Source organism: Streptomyces sp. NPDC001515 (assembly GCF_053597115.1).
The window spans coordinates 48,732-69,770 of sequence record NZ_JBSFHN010000018.1 but is presented as its reverse complement, the minus strand read 5'-3'; the positions used below and the strand labels follow the sequence as shown (position 1 = coordinate 69,770).

The 21,039-nt window shown below is 72.4% G+C and carries 18 protein-coding genes; 4 read left to right on the top strand and 14 right to left on the bottom strand.

Going from position 1 to position 21,039, the window contains the following annotated elements; translation table 11 throughout:
- Positions 1–31: 31 nt before the first annotated feature.
- The 6 genes from rplS to ACWCXC_RS20225 all read right to left on the bottom strand — a co-directional run bounded on the left by rplS (position 32) and on the right by ACWCXC_RS20225 (position 3,420).
- Complete coding sequence (gene rplS / locus ACWCXC_RS20250) at positions 32–382, bottom strand: 50S ribosomal protein L19 (protein WP_383644224.1); 351 nt, start codon at positions 380–382, stop codon at positions 32–34.
- A 126-nt stretch (positions 383–508) separates the two neighbouring features.
- Positions 509–1,330 (bottom strand): tRNA (guanosine(37)-N1)-methyltransferase TrmD, encoded by an 822-nt coding sequence (trmD, locus tag ACWCXC_RS20245; RefSeq protein ID WP_450680745.1) that lies wholly within the window; start codon positions 1,328–1,330, stop codon positions 509–511.
- Positions 1,330–1,914: a ribosome maturation factor RimM gene (rimM, locus tag ACWCXC_RS20240; protein ID WP_450890113.1), complete on the bottom strand. Its 585-nt coding sequence runs from the start codon at positions 1,912–1,914 to the stop codon at positions 1,330–1,332. The genes trmD and rimM overlap by 1 nt, the downstream gene beginning before the upstream one ends.
- 78 nt (positions 1,915–1,992) lie before the next feature.
- Positions 1,993–2,232 (bottom strand): RNA-binding protein, encoded by a 240-nt coding sequence (locus ACWCXC_RS20235; RefSeq protein ID WP_005311361.1) that lies wholly within the window; start codon positions 2,230–2,232, stop codon positions 1,993–1,995.
- A gap of 2 nt (positions 2,233–2,234) precedes the next feature.
- The gene (gene rpsP, locus ACWCXC_RS20230; protein ID WP_383644233.1) at positions 2,235–2,669 is read right to left on the bottom strand and encodes a 30S ribosomal protein S16; all 435 of its coding nucleotides are present in this window, start codon (positions 2,667–2,669) and stop codon (positions 2,235–2,237) included.
- Positions 2,670–2,826: 157 nt separating this feature from the next.
- Complete coding sequence (locus ACWCXC_RS20225; protein ID WP_097867061.1) at positions 2,827–3,420, bottom strand: hypothetical protein; 594 nt, start codon at positions 3,418–3,420, stop codon at positions 2,827–2,829.
- Positions 3,421–3,971: 551 nt separating this feature from the next.
- Between ACWCXC_RS20225 and ACWCXC_RS20220 the strand changes: the two genes are divergently transcribed.
- Positions 3,972–4,802 (top strand): SAM-dependent methyltransferase, encoded by an 831-nt coding sequence (locus ACWCXC_RS20220; protein ID WP_450680747.1) that lies wholly within the window; start codon positions 3,972–3,974, stop codon positions 4,800–4,802.
- A gap of 13 nt (positions 4,803–4,815) precedes the next feature.
- Here the strand turns inward: ACWCXC_RS20220 and ftsH are convergent, their stop codons facing one another.
- From ftsH to nsdA, 6 genes are all read right to left on the bottom strand, one after another.
- The gene (ftsH, locus tag ACWCXC_RS20215; RefSeq protein ID WP_450890112.1) at positions 4,816–6,732 is read right to left on the bottom strand and encodes an ATP-dependent zinc metalloprotease FtsH; all 1,917 of its coding nucleotides are present in this window, start codon (positions 6,730–6,732) and stop codon (positions 4,816–4,818) included.
- Positions 6,733–6,906: 174 nt separating this feature from the next.
- Positions 6,907–8,457 (bottom strand): signal recognition particle protein, encoded by a 1,551-nt coding sequence (gene ffh, locus ACWCXC_RS20210; RefSeq protein WP_450680749.1) that lies wholly within the window; start codon positions 8,455–8,457, stop codon positions 6,907–6,909.
- A gap of 120 nt (positions 8,458–8,577) precedes the next feature.
- Entirely contained in the window at positions 8,578–11,031 is a 2,454-nt protein-coding gene (locus ACWCXC_RS20205; protein ID WP_450680750.1) for a [protein-PII] uridylyltransferase, read from the bottom strand.
- Positions 11,032–11,062: 31 nt separating this feature from the next.
- Positions 11,063–11,401, bottom strand: coding sequence for a P-II family nitrogen regulator (locus tag ACWCXC_RS20200; protein ID WP_383644249.1), 339 nt, complete (start codon positions 11,399–11,401; stop codon positions 11,063–11,065).
- A complete protein-coding gene (locus tag ACWCXC_RS20195; protein WP_450680751.1) occupies positions 11,398–12,747 on the bottom strand; it encodes an ammonium transporter in 1,350 nt (449 codons plus the stop codon). The genes ACWCXC_RS20200 and ACWCXC_RS20195 overlap by 4 nt, the downstream gene beginning before the upstream one ends.
- A gap of 369 nt (positions 12,748–13,116) precedes the next feature.
- Positions 13,117–14,592: a transcriptional repressor NsdA gene (nsdA, locus tag ACWCXC_RS20190; RefSeq protein WP_450680752.1), complete on the bottom strand. Its 1,476-nt coding sequence runs from the start codon at positions 14,590–14,592 to the stop codon at positions 13,117–13,119.
- A gap of 419 nt (positions 14,593–15,011) precedes the next feature.
- On the opposite strand from nsdA, the gene ACWCXC_RS20185 reads away from it, so the two are divergent.
- On the top strand, positions 15,012–15,671 hold the full coding sequence (locus ACWCXC_RS20185) for a bifunctional DNA primase/polymerase (RefSeq protein ID WP_450680753.1): 660 nt from the start codon (positions 15,012–15,014) through the stop codon (positions 15,669–15,671).
- A 111-nt stretch (positions 15,672–15,782) separates the two neighbouring features.
- Here ACWCXC_RS20185 and ftsY read toward each other — a convergent pair whose 3' ends face one another.
- Complete coding sequence (gene ftsY, locus ACWCXC_RS20180) at positions 15,783–16,982, bottom strand: signal recognition particle-docking protein FtsY (RefSeq protein WP_450890111.1); 1,200 nt, start codon at positions 16,980–16,982, stop codon at positions 15,783–15,785.
- Between the two features lie 139 nt (positions 16,983–17,121).
- On the opposite strand from ftsY, the gene ACWCXC_RS20175 reads away from it, so the two are divergent.
- The gene (locus ACWCXC_RS20175) at positions 17,122–18,513 is read left to right on the top strand and encodes a purine-cytosine permease family protein (RefSeq protein ID WP_450680755.1); all 1,392 of its coding nucleotides are present in this window, start codon (positions 17,122–17,124) and stop codon (positions 18,511–18,513) included.
- A 50-nt stretch (positions 18,514–18,563) separates the two neighbouring features.
- On the top strand, positions 18,564–19,529 hold the full coding sequence (locus tag ACWCXC_RS20170) for an LLM class flavin-dependent oxidoreductase (RefSeq protein ID WP_450680756.1): 966 nt from the start codon (positions 18,564–18,566) through the stop codon (positions 19,527–19,529).
- An 18-nt stretch (positions 19,530–19,547) separates the two neighbouring features.
- Here ACWCXC_RS20170 and ACWCXC_RS20165 read toward each other — a convergent pair whose 3' ends face one another.
- Entirely contained in the window at positions 19,548–20,966 is a 1,419-nt protein-coding gene (locus tag ACWCXC_RS20165; protein WP_450890110.1) for a sugar porter family MFS transporter, read from the bottom strand.
- Positions 20,967–21,039: the final 73 nt, after the last annotated feature.

The window sequence follows — 21,039 nt, the reverse complement described above, 5'->3', positions numbered from 1 at the left end:
AACCGGCCGTCCTGTGGACCAGGCAGTCAGCTCAGCGGTCGCGCTTCTCCTTGATCTTCGCGGCCTTGCCGCGCAGCTCACGGAGGAAGTACAGCTTGGCGCGGCGGACGTCACCGCGGGTGATCAGCTCGATCTTCTCGAAGATCGGGCTGTGCACCGGGAAGGTGCGCTCGACGCCGACGCTGAAGGAGACCTTGCGGACCGTGAAGGTCTCGCTGACGCCCGCGCCCTGGCGGCGGATGACGATGCCCTTGAACTGCTGGATACGGGAGCGGTTGCCCTCGATCACGCGCACATGGACGTTGACGGTGTCGCCGGGGCGGAACGCCGGGACGTCGGTGCGCAGCGATGCGGCGTTGACGTCGTCGAGCAGGGAAGCCATGATGTCTGCTTTCTTCGCCGATGCCACAGGTCATCGACGGGACGGTGATGAGTTCAGGATGCCGTTCACGTCGGACGGGCGTCGTTCCCCCTGTGGCAGGGGCGCACGCGGACGCACAGCAGCGGCCTATTCTTCCACGGCCTGCGGTCTGCGCCAAAATCGGCCACCGGGCTCCGGCGACCAGCCCAGGATCGAGAGCATCTCCCGGTCCTTCTTGTCGAAGGCCGAGGCATCGCAGCGTTCGATCAGATCGGGCCGGTGCAGGGCGGTTCGGCGGAAGGCCTCGTCGCGGCGCCAGCGGGCGATCTTCCCGTGGTGACCGCTGAGCAGCACCTCCGGGATCCCCCGGCCGCGCCACTCGGGCGGCTTGGTGTAGACGGGCCCCTCCAGCAGATGGGCCATCGCGCCCGGGGCGAAGGAGTCGTCCCGGTGGGATTCGGCGTTGCCGAGGACGCCCGGCAGCAGCCGCGCCACCGCCTCCGTGATCACCAGCACCGCGGCCTCGCCGCCGGCCAGCACATAGTCGCCGATGGACACCTCGACGACCGGCATGCGGGTGGCGTACTCGTCCATGACCCGGCGGTCGATGCCCTCGTAGCGGGCCGGGGTGAAGATCAGCCAGGGGCGCTCGGACAGTTCGACGGCCAGTTCCTGGGTGAAGGCCCGGCCGCTCGGCGTGGGCACCACGAGCACCGGGGAGTGCGCCCCGGACTCGTAGCCGTCCGCCAGGGCCTCGTCCAGGGCCTCGCCCCAGGGCTCGGTCTTCATGACCATGCCGGGGCCGCCGCCGTAGGGGGTGTCGTCGACCGTGTGGTGGCGGTCGTGCGTCCAGTCGCGCAGATTGTGCACCCGGACGTCCAGGCGTCCGGCCGCGCGGGCCTTGCCGACCAGCGAGACGTTCAGCGGTTCCAGGTACTCCGGGAAGATCGTGACGACGTCGAGGCGCATCAGCGGCCGTCCCCGGTGTCCGGAGCGGTCCCGTCGGCCGGTTCCCCGTCGCGCGAGGAGGCGACCACGGCCTGGCTGTCGTCGATCAGGCCCGGCGGCGGGGTGATCACCGCGCGCTGTTCCTCCAGGTCGATCCCGGTGACGATCTCCTCGACGAAGGGGATCATCACCTCGGTGCCGTCCGGGCGCTCCACGATGAACAGGTCCTGCGAGGGCAGGTGGCTGATCTCGCTGATCCGGCCGATCACGGTGCCGTCGCCGAGCACCACGTCGAGGTCGATGAGCTGATGGTCGTAGAACTCCTCGGGGTCTTCCGGGAGCTCGTCGGGGTCGACGTCGGCGATCAGCAGGGTGTTGCGCAGCGCCTCGGCCGCGGTGCGGTCCCGTACGCCCTCGAAGCGCAGCAGCAGCCGTCCGCTGTGCACCCGGCCGGTCTCGACCGTCAGCGGCCCGGCCGCGGCCGGGTCGGTGTGGAGGACGGCGCCGGGGCCGAGCCGCAGTTCCGGCTCGTCCGTGCGCACCTCGACGGTGACCTCGCCCTTGATGCCGTGGGCGCGGCCGATCCGCGCGACTACCAACTGCACCTTGTGTCTCTCCTGTCGTACGACAACGGGCCGGGGCGGGCGCATGCCCTCCCCGGCCCGTCGCCGGTGTTCAACGTGTCAGCGGACCTGATCCACATCGACGAGGTCGACGCGGATACCGCGGCCGCCGATGGCGCCCACGACGGTACGCAGTGCGCGTGCCGTGCGGCCGTTGCGGCCGATCACCTTGCCGAGGTCGTCGGGGTGGACCCGGACCTCCAGCACGCGCCCGCGACGCAGGTTGCGCGAGGCGACCTGTACGTCATCGGGGTTGTCGACGATGCCTTTGACGAGGTGCTCGAGAGCCTCCTCGAGCATGCTCAGGCCTCGGTCGCCGCGGCCGCGTCAGCAGCCTCGTCGGCCTTCTTGTCGGACTTCTTGGCCTTCTGCGTGATGGCCTCGCCCTTGGACTCCTCGCCGCCGTCCTTGGTGAGGGCCTCGAAGAGGGCACGCTTGTCGGCCTTCGGCTCCGGCTGCAGCAGCGGCGCGGGGGCCGGGAGGCCCTTGTGCGCCTGCCAGTCGCCGGTGAGCTTCAGGATCGCGAGAACCGGCTCGGTCGGCTGGGCGCCGACGGACAGCCAGTACTGCGCACGCTCCGAGTTGACCTCGATGCGCGAGGGGTTCTGCACCGGGTGGTACAGACCGATCTCCTCGATGGCCCGGCCGTCACGGCGGGTACGGGAGTCGGCGACGACGATGCGGTAGTGAGGCGAACGGATCTTGCCCAGACGCTTCAGCTTGATCTTGACTGCCACGGGAGTGGTGTCTCCTGGTCTATGACGTGGTTGGGCACAACGAAGATGCCACGTGGGGTTGCGGTACTCGGGTGCCCGATGGACGCGTCAGCCGGAGGAGAGAGGGGTCCTGTGCGACTGTCGAGTACAGCTAGCCATTGTGCCACACCCCATCGGCTCACCCCACCGCGACCGCCGCTTCCGGGATCCGGAACGGCTTTCCGCAGCCACCGCAGACGATCGGCGCCTGAGCGAGGACCGAGGGGACCACGCGCACGTTGCGGCCGCAGTCGCAGACGGCCTTGACCCGCACGCCCCCTCCGGAGGAGCCGTGCCGGGCAGCGGGCCCGCGGAAGGAGCGCTTGGTGTCGGCGGCGGTGGCGACCGTGTGCGCCTTGAGGGCGCGCTGCAGCCGCTCCATCGTCGGCCGGTACCGGCGCTTGGCCTCCGGATTCAGCGTGACCAGCGAGAAGCCGCTGCTGGGATGCGGCTCCTCGGCGTGGTCCAGGCCCAGCTCCTCGGCGATCGCGAGGAACCGCCGGTTGTGGTAGCGGCCGGCGCGCGAGGTGTCCCGGACACCTCTGGCGGCGGCGATGCCGTGGACTGCCTCGTGGAGCAGTCGCTCGAAGGAGAGCTCGGCGCCACAGGCGGACGAGGACTCTCCGATCAGGGACTCGGGTGCGGCCAGATCGGGCAGCTCGGGGTGGTACCGCTGAATGTCGGCCCACGCCTGCGCCAGCTCTGCGGCAAGTACAGGTGGTGTCGTGCTCACGTCGTGACCAACGAGCGCGGGGCCCTCGGTGTTCCGATTCCGGGCCATCCCAAATATTTTGCACGTACCAGTCAGTCGCCGTTGATGCGTCGCGACGAGGGCGGGTGCGCTGATCTGCGGAGAAGCCGCGCAGCTCGCACCAAGCCGGTACGTAGCGCCGCGTACGCCCGAGCGCGCGAAAGCGGCGTACGCCCCCTGCGGACCACCGCGCCGCCGGCATCCGGCGGCCTCGCGGGCCCACCGCCGAGGGAGGCCACGACCCTACCCCCGGCACGGAGCGCCCGACATGCCCGCCCGGCCGTACCGGGTGAGACTGGGACCGCGGAGCGGGCGGCCCCGGCTCCGCGCGCCCCTGTCCCGGCGGCGCTCCCGCCCGGCGCGCACCCACCGGCGCCACCGCGGGCACGCACCTCCCGCACCCCTCTGGACGCGGCGCCGGATGCGCAGTTCCCTGGCATACGGGGGAGGGCGGGACCGGCCGGCACGATCCGGCCGACCGGCCCGCAGGACCGACCGGCACAACCGGCATCTCGGCGGATTGGGAGCATTCCATGACACGAACGCTCGTCCGGCACCACCCTCGTACGGAGTCCTCCGCGAGCGCGGACACCGGCTCCCGGGCCCGCGACTGGGCCGAGATCCAGGAACGGATGCTGGCCCCGCTCTACGAGGCGGTGTACGCGCGCCTCGACGTGGGACCCGGCACCCGGATGCTCTCCCTGGGATGCGGCTCCGGGCTCGCGCTGCTCATCGCGGCCGGGCGCGGGGCCCATGTCACCGGCGTCGACACCGACCGCGAACGCCTCGCCCTCGCCCGGGCGCGGCTGCTGCCCGATCCGGACGCACCCGCCCCCGGCGCGCCCCTGCTGCGGGAGTCCGTGCCCGCCCCGGACGCCGTCGCGGAGCCGTACGGCCTGATCACCGCCTTCACCCCGATCGGCTGCGCCGAGGGCGACGCCGACGCGCTGGTGCGGGCGCTCGGCGCGGCCGTGCCCGCGGCTGGCCGGCGCTCCACCGTCGTCCTGACCGGCTGGGGGCCTCCCGAGCGGTGCGCCACGGAGGCGGTCCTGCGCGTCGCGGGCCGGCTCGCCGGGCGGCCGGGGACGCCCCGGGGCGCGCGGCGGGACGATCTGGAGGACGTGGCCTCCCGGGCCGGGCTGAAACCGGACGGTTCGGGGCGGGTCGCCTGCCCCTTCGGGTACGCGGACGCGGACAGCGCCGTCCGGGGCCTGCTCTCGACCCGCCTCTTCGACGCGGCCGTGCGCGCCACGGACCGCACCCAGGTCGAGAAGGAGGTCGCGGAGGCCCTGCATCCGCATCTGCGCGAGGACGGCACGGTGTGGATGCCCAACGTGTTCCGCTACCTCGTCTGCACGACGTAGCCCCGGGCGGGCCTCATTTCGACAGACGGGTGATCCCGGCCGCCCGGTAGGCCTCCGCCTCGTCGAGCGTTTCGCTCGCCAGGAGCGCCGAGGCCAGGGCGTCCAGCCGGTCCCGGTTCTCCCGCAGCAGCCGGCACGCCTCCGCGTAGCACTCGTCCACGATCCGCCGCATCTCGCCGTCCACCGCGTCCAGCGTCGCGGGCGCCGCCGACAGGCCGTAGGCCTGCTGGGCGTCGCCCGGGATCGCCGTCAGACGCCCCACCCGCTCGCTCATGCCCCAGCGGCCGACCATGCCCCGGGCCATCTGGGTGACCTGTTCCAGATCGCTCTCCGCGCCCGTGGTGATCACCCCGAAGACGACCTGCTCGGCCGCCATCCCGCCCAGCGCCCCGATGATCCGCCCGCGCAGGTATTCCTCCGTATAGGCGTACTTGTCGGCGTCCGGTGTGGAGAGGGTGACGCCCAGCGCCCGGCCGCGCGGGACGATGGTCACCTTGCGGACCGGGTCCGCGCCGGGCTGGAGCATGCCCAGCAGGGCGTGGCCGCTCTCGTGGAACGCCGTCCGCCGCCGCTCCTCGTCCGACATGACCAGTGCGCGCTCCGCGCCCAGCTGCACCTTCTCCAGGGCGTCCGAGAAGTCGGCGGCGTCCACCTGCGACTGGCCGCGCTTCACCGCGAGCAGCGCGGCCTCGTTGGCGAGGTTGGACAGGTCGGCGCCGGTCATGCCGGGGGTCGTCCGCGCCACCTGGGCCAGGTCCACGTCGCCGGCCATCGGGATCCGCCGGGTGTGGATCTCCAGGATCGCCTCGCGGCCGCTCCGGTCCGGCGGGCTGACCTGCACGATCCGGTCGAAGCGGCCGGGCCGGGTGAGGGCCGGGTCCAGGACGTCGGCCCGGTTGGTCGCCGCCAGGACGACCACCCCCTCCGATCCGGAGAAGCCGTCCATCTCGGTCAGGATCTGGTTGAGCGTCTGCTCGCGCTCGTCGTGTCCGCCCATGCCGGAGCCGCCGCCGCGCGCCCGGCCGATGGTGTCGATCTCGTCGATGAACACGATGGCGGGGGCGACCTTGCGCGCCTCGGCGAACAGTTCCCGGACCCGGCCGGCGCCGACCCCGACGATCATCTCGATGAACTCCGAGGCCGAGGCCGAGAAGAACGGCACCCCCGCCTCCCCGGCCACCGCCCGCGCCAGCAGCGTCTTGCCGGTGCCGGGCGGCCCGGCGAGCAGCACCCCACCCGGCATCCGGGCGCCCATCTTCCGGTAGGCGTCCGGGTTCTTCAGGAAGTCGACCACGTCGTTGAGCTCGCCCTCGACCTCGTCGATGCCCGCCACGTCCTTGAACGTGGTGCGCTTGGCGCCCTCCAGTTCCACCGGTTTCGGAGGCGCCTTCCGTCCGAACCCGCCCATGCCGCCGCCCATGCCGCCGCGCGCCATCCGCCGGGCGATGAACACCCACAGCAGGACCAGCAGCAGCATCGGTGCCAGCGAGATCAGCAGATTGGCCAGGAAGCTGCGCTCCTTGACGACCGGCTCGGCGGTGACGGTGACATCGTCCTTGACCAGCTCCGCCCAGAGGTTGTCATCGGCGAAGGCGGGCCGCTGGGTGACGAACTTGGTGTACGTGTCGTCGGTGCCGGGCGCCTTCGCCTTCTTCTTCAGCTGCCCCTGGATGGCATCGCCCTTGGAGTAGATCTTGGAGACGTTGCCCGAGGTCACCTGCTTGCTGAACTCGGTGTACGCGATGGTCCGCTCCTCGTCCCCGTTGAAGAACGAGAGCACCAGGTTGGCGATCACATAGACCGCCAGCGCGGTCAGCAGGAGGCCGCCCCAGCCGCCGGGCATCTTGCGGCCGGGGCTCGGGGGCGGCGGCGCGCCCTCGGACCGCCAGGGCTGGTCCGTACGGTCGCGGGGAGGTACGGGACTGGTCACACGCGTCTCCTCTGCCGACGGCCTTTCAGCCGACATTAGGGGAGGAACAGGGGCGAAGCCCTCCTCAGAGGCGGCCCGATGGGCCCATGGAGGGATGTACGGCCGCGCGGCACGCCCGAGGGGGCTCCCGCCGCACGACGGACGCCCCCTCGGGGCCGGACGAACGAGCCGTGGTCAGCCCATGAACTTCTTGAACTCGTCGGGCAGCTCGAAGTTCTGGCCGCCGCCGCCGGCCGGAAGGCCCGGAACGCCGCCCTGGGCCGCCTGCTCGCGGCGGGCGGCCTCGGCCGCTTCCTCGGCCTTGCGCTTCATCGGGTTGCCGCTTTTGCGCTTGCCCTTGGCCTGCTTGACCTGCTTCTTCTGCCGGCCGGGGCCACCGCCCATGCCCGGCATCCCGGGCATCCCCGGCATGCCGCCGCCCTGGGCCATCTTCGACATCATCTTGCGGGCCTCGAAGAACCGCTCGACCAGGTTCTTCACGGCGCTGACCTCGACACCGGAACCCTTGGCGATGCGGGCCCGCCGCGAGCCGTTGATGATCGTCGGCTCGGCGCGCTCCTTCGGGGTCATCGACTTGATGATCGCGGCGGTGCGGTCGACGTCGCGCTCGTCGATGTTGTTGATCTGGTCCTTGATCTGCCCCATGCCGGGCAGCATCCCGAGCAGCTTGGAGATGGAGCCCATCTTCCGGACCTGCTCCATCTGGGCCAGGAAGTCGTCGAGCGTGAAGTCCTTGCCCTTGCTGGACGCCAGCTTGGAGGCCATTTTGGCGGCCTCTTCCTGGCTGAAGGTCTTCTCCGCCTGCTCGATCAGGGTGAGCAGGTCACCCATGTCGAGGATGCGCGAGGCCATGCGGTCCGGGTGGAACGCATCGAACTCGTCCAGCTTCTCGCCGTTCGACGCGAACATGATCTGCTTGCCCGTGACATGGGCGATCGACAGGGCCGCACCACCGCGGGCGTCGCCGTCGAGCTTGGAGAGCACCACGCCGTCGAAGCCGACGCCGTCGCGGAAGGCCTCGGCGGTGTTGACCGCGTCCTGACCGATCATGGCGTCGACGACGAAGAGGATCTCGTCCGGGCTCACGGCGTCGCGGATGTCCGCGGCCTGCCGCATCAGCTCCTCGTCGATGCCGAGGCGGCCGGCGGTGTCGACGACGACCACGTCGTACTGCTTGGAGCGCGCGTACTCGACGGAGTCCTTGGCGACCTGGACCGGGTCGCCCACCCCGTTGCCCGGCTGCGGCGCGTAGACCGCGACACCCGCGCGGTCGGCGACGACGCTCAGCTGGTTCACGGCGTTGGGGCGCTGGAGGTCGCAGGCGACGAGGAGCGGGGAGTGGCCCTGGCCCTTCAGCCAGAGGCCGAGCTTTCCGGCCAGCGTCGTCTTACCGGCACCCTGGAGACCGGCCAGCATGATCACGGTGGGGGCGGTCTTGGCGAAGCGCAGCCGCCGGGTCTCGCCGCCGAGGATGGCGATCAGTTCCTCGTTGACGATCTTGACGACCTGCTGCGCCGGGTTCAGCGCCTGGGAGACCTCGGCGCCGCGCGCCCGCTCCTTGACCTTGGCGATGAAGGACCGGACCACGGGCAGGGCGACATCCGCTTCGAGCAGGGCGATACGGATCTCGCGCGCCGTGGCGTCGATGTCGGCCTCGGACAAGCGGCCCTTGCCCCGGAGGTTCTTGAAAGTCGCGGCAAGGCGGTCGGAGAGAGTATCGAACACGGCGCTCGTCGGTCCTCAGGGTCGGGGGCGGTCGGACAGTCCTCCCCAGGGTATCCGGACGCCGGGGAAGGCATAGCCCTCGCCCGGTTCTCGTGACGGGCGAGGGCTCGGCGGCCGGGGTCAGCCGAGCGCCTTCTCGACCTCCTGGGCCAGCTCCGCCGCCCGCTCCGCCGACAGCGGCGCCCCCTGCGCGTCCGTGACGTAGAAGGCGTCCACCGCGTTCGCCCCGAGCGTCGACGCGTGCGCGCTGCGGACCCGTACGCCGCTGCCCTCCAGCGCGTGGCCGATCCGGTGCAGCAGACCGGGGGCGTCCTGGGCGCGGACCTCGATCACGGTGGCCAGGCGGGACCCGGCGGCGGCGACGGTCACCCGGGGCGGCGGGGCCTTCACCCCCCGGCGGCGCGGGTAGGCGGCCTCGCGTTCGGCCAGCCGCGCCCGGATGTCCAGGGAGCCGTCGAGGGCGCGGACGAGGTCGGCGCGCAGCCGGGTCGCCTGGGGCAACGAGCCGTATTCGGCGGCGACCCGCCAGCTGAGCAGCAGCACCTCCCCCGGTCCGCCGAGCGCGGCGGGGAGTTCCACGGCCCGCAGATCGGCGGCGCGGACGGTGAGCCGGTGCAGGGCGAGGACGCCCGCGGCGGCGGGCAGGACGCCGGGGCGGTCGGGCAGCGCGATGAGGAGTTCGACGCCGACGGGTTCGGGGGCGCCGTCCTCGGCGGCGGGCTCGGGCCGGGTGTGGAGGGCGAGGACGGGTTCGCCGGTGCGCAGGGATTCCACGGCCAGGCGCTCGTGCTCGGCGCCGGGCGCGTTCGGCGCGGGTTCCTCGGGGGCCTCGCCCGCCAGGACGGCGGCGACGCGGGTGACCAGGTCCGTGACGAGGGAGGCGCGCCAGGCGGACCAGGCGGCGGGTCCGGTGGCCAGGGCGTCGGCCTCGGTGAGGGCGTGGAGCAGTTCCAGGGTGGTGGTGCTGCCGACGGCCGTCGCCACGGAGCGGACGGTGGCCGGATCGTCCAGGTCGCGGCGGGTGGCGGTCTCGACGAGCAGCAGATGGTGGCGTACGAGCGTGGCGAGGACGCCCACGTCGTGCTGGTCGAAGCCGATGCGGGCGGCCATGTCGCGGGCGATGACCTCGCCGGCCACGGAGTGGTCGCCGGGCCAGCCCTTGCCGATGTCGTGGAGCAGGGCGGCGACCAGCAGGAGGTCGGGGCGGCCGACCCGGCGGGTCAGGGCGGAGGCGCGGACGGCGGTCTCGACGAGGTGGCGGTCCACGGTCCAGGTGTGGACGGGGTTGCGCTGCGGGCGGCAGTGCACGCGCTCCCAGTCGGGGAGCAGGCGGGTGATCAGCCCCTCGGCCTCCAGCGCCTCCCAGACGGGGACGGTGGCCTCGCCCGCGCCGAGGAGGGTGACGAGTTCCTCGCGGGCCTCGGCCGGCCAGGGCACCGGGAGCGGCGCCGCGACGGTGGCGAGGTGGCGCACGACGTGCCGGGAGAGCGGCAGTTCGGACTGGGCGGCCGCGGCGGCGGCGCGCAGGACGAGGACCGGGTCGCGTTCGGGGCGGGCGGTGCGGGCGAGGACGGCCTCGCCGTCGGACTCCACGACCCCGTCGGCGAGCGGGGTGCGGTCGGTGGCCGGCGCCGCCCGTCCGGCGAGCATGGCGCGCAGCCGGGGCCGGACCGAGCGGGCGCGCAGCACCCGGTTGACCTCGCGCCAGGTGACGTCGGTGGCGTACGAGACGGTGCGGGCGGCCTCGTAGACCTGGCGCAGCAGGGCGTCGGCGTCGAGGAGGCCGAGGGCGTCGGCGACCTGGTCCTGTTCCTGGAGGGCGAGGCGGTCGGTGGCGCGGCCGGTGGTGAGGTGGAGGGCGTCGCGGGTGTCGAGGAGGACGCGGCGGGCCTCGGCGAGTCCTTCGCGGGGGGCGTCGGCGACCCAGGACGCGGCGACGGCGCGCAGGGCGGTGACGTCGCGCAGTCCGCCCCGGGCCTCCTTGAGGTCGGGTTCCAGGAGGAAGCGGAGTTCGCCCTGGCGTTCGGCCCGCTCGCGGCAGAGTTCGTCGAGGGCGGGGAGGCGTTTGGGGGCCTGGTTGCGCCAGTCGGCGAGGATCGCGGTGCGCAGGGAGGCGACGAGGCCGAGGTCACCGGCGACGGGCCGGGCGTCGAGCAGTCCGAGCTGGACCTTGAGGTCGTCGGCGGCGGCTTTGCGGGCCTCGGCCGGGGTGCGCACGGAGTGGTCGAGGGCGAGTCCGAGGTCCCAGACCGGGTACCAGATGCGGTCGGCGAGGGCGGCGACGGCCGCGGGGTCGGCGTGGCCGTCATGCAGGAGCAGGAGGTCGAGGTCGCTGCGCGGGGAGAGTTCGCCCCGGCCGTAGCCGCCGACGGCGACCAGGGCGGCGCCCCGGACGCCGGCGTGTTCGGCCGCGGCGGCGAAGAGGCCGGTCAGCCAGGTGTCGGTGAGGGAGGCGAGGGCCGCACGGCGCGGCGGCCCGGACCGCTCCTTCTGCTGGAGAAGGAGCAGCCGGGCCGCCGCGTAGCCGCTGGGTCCCGATTCCTCGGATTCGGTCGTCGCTTCGGTGCTCGTCACCCAGCTGCCCTTCCGTGTGCGGTTCAGTCGGTCAGAGTGCGTCGGGGCCGCGTTCGCCGGTGCGGACCCTGATCGCGGTCTCCACCGGGACGCTCCAGACCTTGCCGTCGCCGATCTTGCCGGTCCGGGCCGCCTTGACGACGACGTCGATGAGCTGGTCGGCGTCCTCGTCCTCGACGAGGACCTCGATGCGGATCTTGGGGACGAGGTCGACGGTGTACTCGGCGCCCCGGTAGACCTCGGTGTGGCCGCGCTGGCGCCCGTAACCGCTGGCTTCCGTGACCGTGAGGCCCTGGACGCCGAAGGCCTGGAGGGCCTCCTTGATCTCGTCGAGCCGGTGCGGCTTCACGACGGCGGTGATGAGCTTCATGCGTCCACCTTCTTGTTGGTCGGGGCGGTGGTGCCGGGGGCGGGGGCCGCGGTGCGGGACGCCGCGCCGCCGCCGGCGCCGCTGAAGTCGTACGCCGTCTCGGCGTGCTCGACCTGGTCGATGCCGGAGATCTCGTCGTCCTCGTCGACGCGCATCCCGATGGTCCGGTCGAGGAGGAAGGCGAGGAGGGCGGAGACGACGAGGGAGTAGGCGAGGACCGCGACGACGCCCACGGCCTGCTTGCCGAGCTGGTCGAGGCCGCCGCCGTAGAAGAGGCCCTTGGCGTCGGACTGGACGCCGCCGGTGGCGAAGAAGCCGACGAGCAGGGAGCCGGCGATGCCGCCGACGAGGTGGACGCCGACCACGTCGAGGGAGTCGTCGTAGCCGAACCTGTACTTCAGGCCGACGGCCATGGCGCACAGCACACCCGCGATGGCTCCGACCGCGATCGCGCCGAGCGGGCTGACCGCGCCGCCCGCCGGGGTGATGGCGACGAGTCCGGCGACGGCTCCGGAGGCGGCGCCGAGCGTGGTGAACGAGCCGTGGCGGAGCTTCTCGTAACCGAGCCAGGCGAGCATCGCGGCGGCGGTGGCGACCTGGGTGTTGACGAACATCACCGCGCCGACGCCGTCGTCGTTGCCGAGCCAGGATCCGGCGTTGAATCCGAACCAGCCGAACCACAGCAGTCCGGCGCCGAGCATCACCAGCGGCAGGCTGTGCGGCCGCATCGGGTCCTTCTTGAAGCCGACGCGCTTGCCGATGACGAGGATCACGCCGAGGGCCGCGGCTCCGGCGTTGATGTGGACGGCGGTGCCGCCGGCGAAGTCGATGACGCCGAGCTCGAACAGCCAGCCGCCCGCGCCCCAGACCCAGTGCGCGACGGGGAAGTACACGACGGTGACCCAGAGCGTGATGAACAGCGCCCAGGAGGTGAACTTGACCCGGTCGGCGAGGGCACCGCTTATCAGGGCCGGGGTGAGCACGGCGAACATCAGCTGGAAGACGGCGAAGACGTAGACCGGGATGGTGTAGCCGTCCCAGAGTTCCGTCACGCCGATGCCGCTGAGGCCGACGAAGTCCTGGCTCCAGCCGATGAGCGAGCCCGCGTCGGTGCCGAAGGCGAGGCTGAATCCGTAGAGCACCCACAGGATCGTGACGATCCCGAGGCTGATGAAGCTCATCATCAGCATGTTGAGCGTGCTCTTGACGCGGACCATGCCTCCGTAGAAGAAGGCCAGGGCCGGGGTCATGAGCATCACCAGGGCCGAGCAGATGAGCATGAACCCGGTGTTGGCGGCGGACAGCGTCGGGGCGTCTGCTGCAAGCGTCGTGATGCCTGGGGGCATCGGCGTCTCCTCGTCGTCGGTGCGGCCGCGTGCGGGCGATGGGGGGTGCATCCACGTGCGGGACCACTGGGGAAAAGGTGCGGGCCGTTATGAGCCATGAGGTTCGCCCAGCGCCGTTTCCACCGATGCCGCACGGTGTTTCGCCGCAGTGACCAAGAGGACCGGTGTGTTACGTCCCCATGAACCGCCCGCGCCGGGTCCGCGCTCGGGCCTACTCTGCGGCCGGAGCCGCATACGGTGCGGTTACGACGCACCCGTGGGGGAACGACCACACGAACCGGCCACGGCGACCACCCGCTGACCTGGCAATCGGGGGAGCCGAAGTCGGTCCGTGCGGGGTGGCCGTCGTGGCCGGGGCTGTGGTGCCGCTCAGACCGCTTCGGCGGTCTCGGGCAGCTGTTCGGTGAGGAGATCGGTGAGCCGGGCGACCTCGGGGATGTCCCCGAAGTCCCTGGCGGCGGTGTCGACGGTCTTGCGCAGCCGGGTGTTGACGCGCTCGGAGCGCACCTTCTTGGCGACGCGCAGCGCCTTCTCGGCGAGGAGGGTGGACTCCTCGGGCTCGCGCTTGAGCAGGTGCACGGTGGCGAGGCCGATGAGGTTGAGCGCGTAGGAGCGCTGGTGCTCCTCGTCCTCCTCGAAGAGTTCGACGGCCCGGCGCATGGCCGGTTCGGCGAGGGAGGCGTAGGTGGGGCTGCGGCCGGCGACGTAGGCCAGGTCGCGGAAGGAGTGGGAGTTCTCCCCGTTGAGCTCGGCCTCCGAGAAGAAGCGGATCCAGTCGGGCTCGGGCTCGCCGTCGAGACCGGCGTCGAGGAAGGTGTCCTCGGCCATCCGGACGGCCCGCTTGCACTTGCTGGGCTGGCCCATGTTGGCGTACGCGCGGGCCTCCATCGCGTACAGCATGGCCTGGGTGCGCGGGGTGGCGCAGTCGCGGCTGCCGTACTGCGCGAGGTGGATCAGTTCGAGCGCGTCGTCGGGGCGGCCGAGGTGGATCATCTGGCGGCTCATGCTGGAGAGCACGTACGAGCCGAGGGGCTTGTCGCCGGCCTCCTTGGAGGCGTGCAGGGCGAGCACGAAGTACTTCTGGGCGGTGGGCTGGAGGCCGACGTCGTAGCTCATCCAGCCCGCCAGCTCGGCCAGTTCGGCGGCGCAGCGGAACAGGCGCCGGGCGGTGGCGGCCGGCTGCGGCTCCTGGAGGAGGTCGGTGACCTCGTGGAGCTGGCCGACGACCGCCTTGCGGCGCAGTCCGCCACCGCACTGGGCGTCCCACTGGCGGAACATGGCGGTGGTGGATTCCAGCAGGTCCAGCTCGGGCGCGGAGAGCCGGGAGGGGCGGCGGGCGGCGGCCGGCGACTCGGCCTCGACGGCACCGGCGCCGGCGACGGGGACCAGCCAGCGCTGCATGGGCTCGATGAGGGCGGGGCCCGCGGCGAGGGTGAGGGAGCTGCCGAGGAAGCCCCGGCGGGCCAGCATCAGATCGCTGCGGGAGAACTCGCTGAGCAGCGCGACCGTCTGCGGTCCGGCCCAGGGCAGGTCGACCCCGGCGACGGAGGGGGCCTGGTGGGCGGTGCGCAGCCCCAGGTCCTCGACGGCGACGACGGAGCCGAAGCGCTCGGAGAACAGCTCCGACAGGATGCGCGGGATCGGCTCGCGCGGCTGTTCGCCGTCGAGCCAGCGCCGGACCCGCGAGGTGTCGGTGCTGATGTGGTGGGCGCCCATCTGCCGTGCTCTGCGGTTGACCTGGCGGGCCAGCTCGCCCTTGGACCAGCCGCTGCGCACGAACCATGATCCCAATTGCTCGTTCGGGCGCTTGCCTGCATTCGCATTGCCTGCGCCGCTGCCACTCACTGGAACGCCCCCATCCCGCCGAATACCTTCGCGCGAACCTCTATCAGAATGCCGTGAACCGGCGCTGTCCGTATGCGGGTTGCCGCCGTCGAACAGAAAATCGGGTTGCCTTTGGCATACCCGTGGGCGCACATACTTCCATGGTTCGTGTACCGACGGTAATCCTACGATCACCCCCTCCGCGAGGGCGCCTACGGAAACGCCACCATTCGCCACCCCTTCGGATGAACGCCGTCCGCGCCGGGCGCGATTCACTTGACGCAGAGCGATCGACGGTGGGCGCGGGGGTGCGCCCGGGGGCGCGCGAGTCGTCGCGCACGCCCCGGCTCACCCCGGCCCATCCGGACCGCCAGGACGGAGGAGCGCCGGACCGCGCTCCGCCTCGTAACCACCGGCGCGCTGGACCCGTTGGAGGGGGCATGGGCTTCACGATCGGCGGCATCCGTGAGATGCGATCAGGCTCACGGCGCCGCGGCCGTGCGGCCGAGGGCACCGCGGTGGCGGAGTACACCGGCCTGTGGGGCTGGGCGGTCGTCCCGGGCGCCCGCGCGGCCGGCGGGGTCTGCTCGTGCGGCGAGTCCGGCTGCCCCTCCCCCGGGGCGCATCCCTTGGAATTCGCCCGGGAGGTCCCGGCCGGGACCACGCTGGACGCGGCGGCACGGGCCTGGGCCGAGGTCCCCGGCGCCTCGATGCTGCTGCCGGTGGGGCGGAGCTTCGACGTGCTGGACGTGGCCGAGGCGGCCGGGCGCCGGGCGCTGGTCCGGATGGAGCGGATGGGGCTGCCGCCGGGGCCGGTCGCGGTGACACCGGCGGGCCGGGCGCAGTTCCTCGTGGCTCCGGGCGCGGCCGAGGAGCTGCCCCGGCTGCTGTACCGGATGGGGTGGGACGACGCGGACCTGGACCTGAGGGCCCTCGGCGCCGGCGCGCACATCACGGCGCCGCCGTCCGACCAGGGCGGCCTCGGCCCGGTCCGCTGGCTGCGTCCGCCGTCGCTGGACACGGCGTCGGCGCCGCCCGAGGCCCGGCTGCTGCTGGGCACCCTGGCGTACATCTGCCACCGTCTGGCGCCCTGCGCCTGACCCGCCCGCCCGCGTCGTGTCCGGCGGTCCGGAGCCGGCCGGGCCCCGGACGGCGAGGAGCCCGGCCGCACCGCTCGGTGCTGCCGGGCTCCTCGTGGGTGCCGCGGGGCGTCAGTCCCCGATCAGGGCGTCCACGAACGCCGCCGGCTCGAAGGGGGCCAGGTCGTCCGGGCCCTCACCGAGGCCGATGAGCTTGACCGGCACCCCCAGCTCGCGCTGGACGGCGATCACGATGCCGCCCTTGGCGGTGCCGTCGAGCTTGGTCAGGACGATGCCGGTGATGTCGACGACCTCCGCGAAGACCCGGGCCTGCACCAGGCCGTTCTGGCCGGTCGTGGCGTCGAGGACGAGCAGGACCTCGTCGAGCGGTCCGTGCTTCTCGACGACCCGCTTCACCTTGCCCAGCTCGTCCATGAGCCCGGTCTTGGTGTGCAGCCGGCCGGCCGTGTCGATGAGGACGACGTCGGCGCCCTCGGCGATGCCCTCCTTGACGGCGTCGAAGGCGATGGACGCCGGGTCGCCGCCCTCGGGGCCGCGCACGGTGCGGGCGCCCACGCGCTCGCCCCAGGTCTGGAGCTGGTCGGCCGCGGCGGCGCGGAAGGTGTCGGCCGCGCCGAGCACCACGCTGCGGCCGTCGGCCACGAGCACCCGGGCGAGCTTGCCCGTGGTGGTGGTCTTGCCGGTGCCGTTGACCCCGACGACCATCACGACCCCGGGGGTGTCCAGGCCGCTCTCGGTCTTCACGGCGCGGTCGAAGTCCGTGCCGAGCAGGGTGATGAGTTCCTCGCGCAGCAGGGCGCGCAGGTCCTCGGGGGTACGGGTGCCGAGGACGCGGACGCGCTCGCGGAGCCGTTCGACCAGTTCCTGCGTGGGGGCGACGCCGACGTCGGCGGTGAGGAGGGTGTCCTCGATCTCCTCCCAGGTGTCCTCGTCGAGGTTGTCCCGGGACAGGAGCGTGAGGAGCCCCTTGCCCAGGGAGTTCTGCGAGCGGGCGAGCCGGGCCCGCAGCCGGACGAGACGGCCGGCGGTGGGCTCGGGGACGTCGAGCGCCGGGGCGGCGGGCTCCTGCGGCTCGACGGTCTCCGGGGCGGCCTCGGCGGGCGGGGCCGCGACGTCCTCGATGGTGCGGCGCGGTTCCTCGCGCGGCTCTTCGGCCTCCTCGCCGACATGGGGCTCGGCGGGAGGAGTGAGGGTCGGCGTGCTCGACGGTGCCGGGGGCAGCTTCTTCTTCTTGCGGCTGCTGACCACGAGCCCGCTGATCACGCCGACCGCGACCAGGGCGATGACTACAGCAAGGATGACGAATTCCATAACCCACCCAGTATCGGTCACGGGCGGCGGCGAGCGGGGACCGTGTGGTCCGGTCGCGCTGTGCCGCCCGGGGGACGGCCGGACCCCTCGGACCATCCGACCGAAATGAGCTGTATGCCCTGAAGGTACGCTTCGCGCCGTGGAGACCCGTGGACTGGAGCCCGTGCCCGACAGCGAGCGGACCGGCCGGGTGCGGGCGCTCTTCCCCACCTGGGCGGCGGCGAACATGACCGTGCTGCTGCTCACCATCGGGGCCGGGTTCGTCGTGCTGGACGGGCTGGCGCTCTGGCAGGTCCTGGTGGTCTCCGTCGTGGCGCCGCTGGTCTCCTTCGGTCTGGTCGGCTGGATCTCGGCCGCCGGGCGCGACGGCGGGGCCCCGGGGATGGCGCTCTCCCGGGCGGTGTTCGGCCAGCGCGGCAATCTGGCGCCGGGGGCGCTGATCTGGGTGGCGCGCTGGGGCTGGGAGACGGTGAACGCGGTCACGGGGGCGTACGCGCTGCTGGCGGTGGCCGCCGTGCTCTTCGGGGTCCGGGGCACGTCGGCGCCGACCGTGGTGGCCCTGCTCGCCTTCGTGGCGGCCAGTTTTCTGCTGTCGGGGCTGGGGGCGCGGGCGCTGCGGCTGTGCTGCACCTGGTCGGCGTACCTCTTCGGTGCGTTCAGCGTGCTGGTACTGGCGCATCTCGTGGAGACGACGGCGTGGCGGGCGGTGCTGGAGCGGCCGGCGGGCCCGGTCCCGCTCATGGTCGCGGGGGTCGGCACCCTGGCGGCCGGCGGGATGAGCTGGGCGCCCACCGGGCCGGACTTCGCCCGCTATCTGCCCAGGACCGCGTCCGGCCGGGCGATGGGCGCGGCGACGGTCGGCGGGGCCGGGCTGGTGATCGTGCCGATGGTGCTCATGGGGGCGGTGATGGCGGTGGGGACGCCGGGACTCGCCCTGACCCGGGATCCGGTCGCGTTCATCGGGGAGCTGCTGCCCCGATGGCTCGCGGTCCCCTATCTGGTGATCGCCGTGCTCGGCATGGTGATGATCAACGCGATGTCGATGTACTCCGCCGGATTCACCGCGCAGACGCTCGGGTTCACGGTTCCGCGCGCCTGGGCGGTCGGGGTGAACGCCGCGATCAGCCTGTTCCTGGGAGCGCTGCTGATGCTCGCGGCGAGCAGCTTCCTGGGCTCGTTCATCTCCTTCCTCCAGGTGCTGGCGGTGACGTTCGCCGCATGGATCGGGGTCTTCGGCGTGGACCGGCTGCGGGGCCGTGTCTACGATCCGGTGGCGCTGATGGACACCGGCCCGGCCGGCGCCTACTGGTACACGGGCGGCTTCGCGGGCACGGCGGTGGCCGCGTGGGCCGTGGGCCTGGTGGTGGGGCTGCTGTTCACGGGGGTGGAGTGGTTCACCGGCCCGTTCGCCGCGACCTGGCCGGGCCGCAACGGCCTGGGCTGGGCCGTGACGATCCTGGTCTCCGGCGGGGTGTACGCCGTGCTGCCCCGGGCCCGGCCGGCGGAGCGGTCCGCACCCCTACACTTCTGACGCTACGTCAGTTATGGTCCCCGCCCAGCCCGGCGTAAGGGGACAGCGTCATGGCCTTCACCGTCGTCCGGTTCAATCTCGTCGAGCCCGGCGCCACACCGGCGTCGCTCTCCGCCCGCTACCGCGCGGCCCTGGACATGGCCGCGTACGCGGACGAGCACGGCGTCGACACCGTACAGACCGAGGAGCACCACGGGGTGGCGAACTCCTGGCTGCCCTCCCCCTTCGCCTTCGCCGGGGGCGTGTTCGGGGCCACCCGGCGGATCGCGGTCACGGTCTCCGCGATCATCGGTCCGCTGCACGATCCGCTGCGGCTGGCCGAGGACATCGCGGTCCTCGACCTGATGAGCGGGGGCCGGCTCGTGACGGTCGCGGGGATCGGCTACCGCCCGGAAGAGTACGCGCGGGCGGGCGTCGAATGGCGCAGGCGCGGCCGGCTCCAGGACGAACTGCTGGAGACGCTGCTGAAGGCGTGGACCGGGGAGCCGTTCGGGTACCGGGGCCGTACGGTCCAGGTCACGCCGAGGCCGTTCACCCGTCCCCATCCGCTGCTGCTGGTGGGCGGCAGTTCGCGGGCGGCGGCGCGGCGGGCGGCCCGGCTCGGGCTGCCGCTGTTCCCGAGCGCGCATCTGCCGGAGCTGGAGGCGTACTACGACGAGCGGCGGGCGGCGCACGGCACGGAGGGCTTCTGCATGATGCCCTCGGCCGAGACCCCGCTGCTGCACGTCTCCGAGGACCCGGACCGGGCGTGGGAGACGTACGGGAAGCACTTCCTGCACGAGGCGCGCACCTACGCCTCGTGGCAGTCGCAGGACATCCACTCGGCCGTCCGCTCGGCGGCGACGACGGTGGACGGGCTCCGGGAGGAGGGCGTCTACCGGATCGTCACCCCGGACGCGTGCGCGGAGCTGGCCGCCCGGCTGGGCAGTCTGGTGCTGCATCCCCTGTGCGGCGGGATGCCGCCGGAAGAGGGCTGGCGCAGTCTGCGGCTGTTCTGCGACGCGGTGAAGGACTGAGCCGGCCGGGCCGGAGCCTCAGCCCATCTCCTCCAGCGCCTTGCCCTTGGTCTCCTTGACGAACAGGAGGACGAAGGGGATCGAGAGCGTGGCGAAGCAGGCGTAGATGACGTACGTGCCCGAGAGGTTCCAGTCGGAGAGGCTCGGGAAGCTCGCGGTGATCGCCCAGTTGGCGATCCACTGGGCGGAGGCGGCGACGCCGAGCGCGGCGGCGCGGATCCGGTTGGGGAACATCTCGCCCAGGAACACCCAGACGACGACGCCCCAGGACAGGGCGAAGAACAGCACGAAGACATGGGCGGCGACGAGCGCGACCGCGCCCTCGGTGGTGGGGAGCTTGCCGTCGACCAGGTCCGCGGAGAAGGCCCACGCCTCGAAGGCCAGCGCGACCGCCATGCCGCACGAACCGACGAGGGCCAGCGGGCGGCGCCCCACGCGGTCGACGAGGACCATCGCGATGACCGTACCGATGATGTTGATGATCGACGTCGTGAACGAGTAGAAGAACGAGTCGGTCGGGTCGATGCCGACGGACTGCCAGAGCGTCGCCGAGTAGTAGAAGGCCACGTTGATGCCGACGAGCTGCTGGAAGACCGAGAGGCCGATGCCGACCCAGACGATGGGCAGGAAGCCGGCCCGGCTGCCCAGCAGGTCCCGGAAGGTCGACTTGTGCTCCCGGCGCATCGCGGTCTCGATCTCGTCGACCCGGGCGTCCAGGTCGACGTTCTTCCCCTCGACCTCCTCCAGGATCCGACGGGCCTTCTCCCGCTTGCCGACGGAGAGCAGGAAGCGCGGCGACTCGGGGATGGCGAACGAGAGCAGCCCGTACAGCACGGCGGGCACGACCATCACGCCGAGCATCCACTGCCACGCCTCCAGGCCGCCGATCTTCCCGCGCTGGTCGCCGTCCGCGATCTGGAGGATCCCGTAGTTGACGAGCTGGGAGATGGCGATGCCGACGACGATGGCGGCCTGCTGGAAGGAGCCGAGCCGGCCGCGGTAGGCGGGCGGCGAGACCTCCGCGATGTACGCCGGGCCGATCACCGAGGCCATGCCGATCGCGAAACCGCCGATGATGCGCCACATCGCCAGGTCCCAGAGCGCGAACGGGAGCGCGGAGCCCACGGCGCTGATGGTGAACAGCGCGGAGGCGATCTGCATGCAGCGGATGCGGCCGATGCGGTCCGCGATCCGTCCGGCGGTGGCCGCGCCGATCGCGCAGCCGATCAGGGCGATGGCGATGACCTGGGCGAGGGTCCCGGAGCCGATGTCGTACCGGTCCCGGATCGCCTCGACGGCCCCGTTGATGACGGAACTGTCGTAGCCGAACAGGAAGCCGCCCATCGCGGCGGCGGCCGTGATGAAGATGACGTGGCCGATGTGGTCCGGATGGGCCGTACGCGCTCCGGACGCCGGCCCCTGCGGGGTGCTGGACACGTGAGAACTCCCTGGGGCCGGGCCGCGACGTCGGGCGTGGGATGAGCTGTTCTCCAGTGGCGCACATCTTCGG

Coding starts and splice junctions, on each gene's coding strand:
- ACWCXC_RS20195 (WP_450680751.1), bottom strand. CDS start 12,747: ATGCCCCCAGGCATCACGACGCTTGCAGCAGACGCCCCGACGCTGTCC.
- ftsY (WP_450890111.1), bottom strand. CDS start 16,982: ATGGAATTCGTCATCCTTGCTGTAGTCATCGCCCTGGTCGCGGTCGGC.
- ACWCXC_RS20235 (WP_005311361.1), bottom strand. CDS start 2,232: ATGCTCGAGGAGGCTCTCGAGCACCTCGTCAAAGGCATCGTCGACAAC.
- trmD (WP_450680745.1), bottom strand. CDS start 1,330: ATGCGCCTCGACGTCGTCACGATCTTCCCGGAGTACCTGGAACCGCTG.
- ACWCXC_RS20200 (WP_383644249.1), bottom strand. CDS start 11,401: ATGAAGCTCATCACCGCCGTCGTGAAGCCGCACCGGCTCGACGAGATC.
- ACWCXC_RS20220 (WP_450680747.1), top strand. CDS start 3,972: ATGACACGAACGCTCGTCCGGCACCACCCTCGTACGGAGTCCTCCGCG.
- ACWCXC_RS20185 (WP_450680753.1), top strand. CDS start 15,012: ATGGGCTTCACGATCGGCGGCATCCGTGAGATGCGATCAGGCTCACGG.
- ACWCXC_RS20170 (WP_450680756.1), top strand. CDS start 18,564: ATGGCCTTCACCGTCGTCCGGTTCAATCTCGTCGAGCCCGGCGCCACA.
- rplS (WP_383644224.1), bottom strand. CDS start 382: ATGGCTTCCCTGCTCGACGACGTCAACGCCGCATCGCTGCGCACCGAC.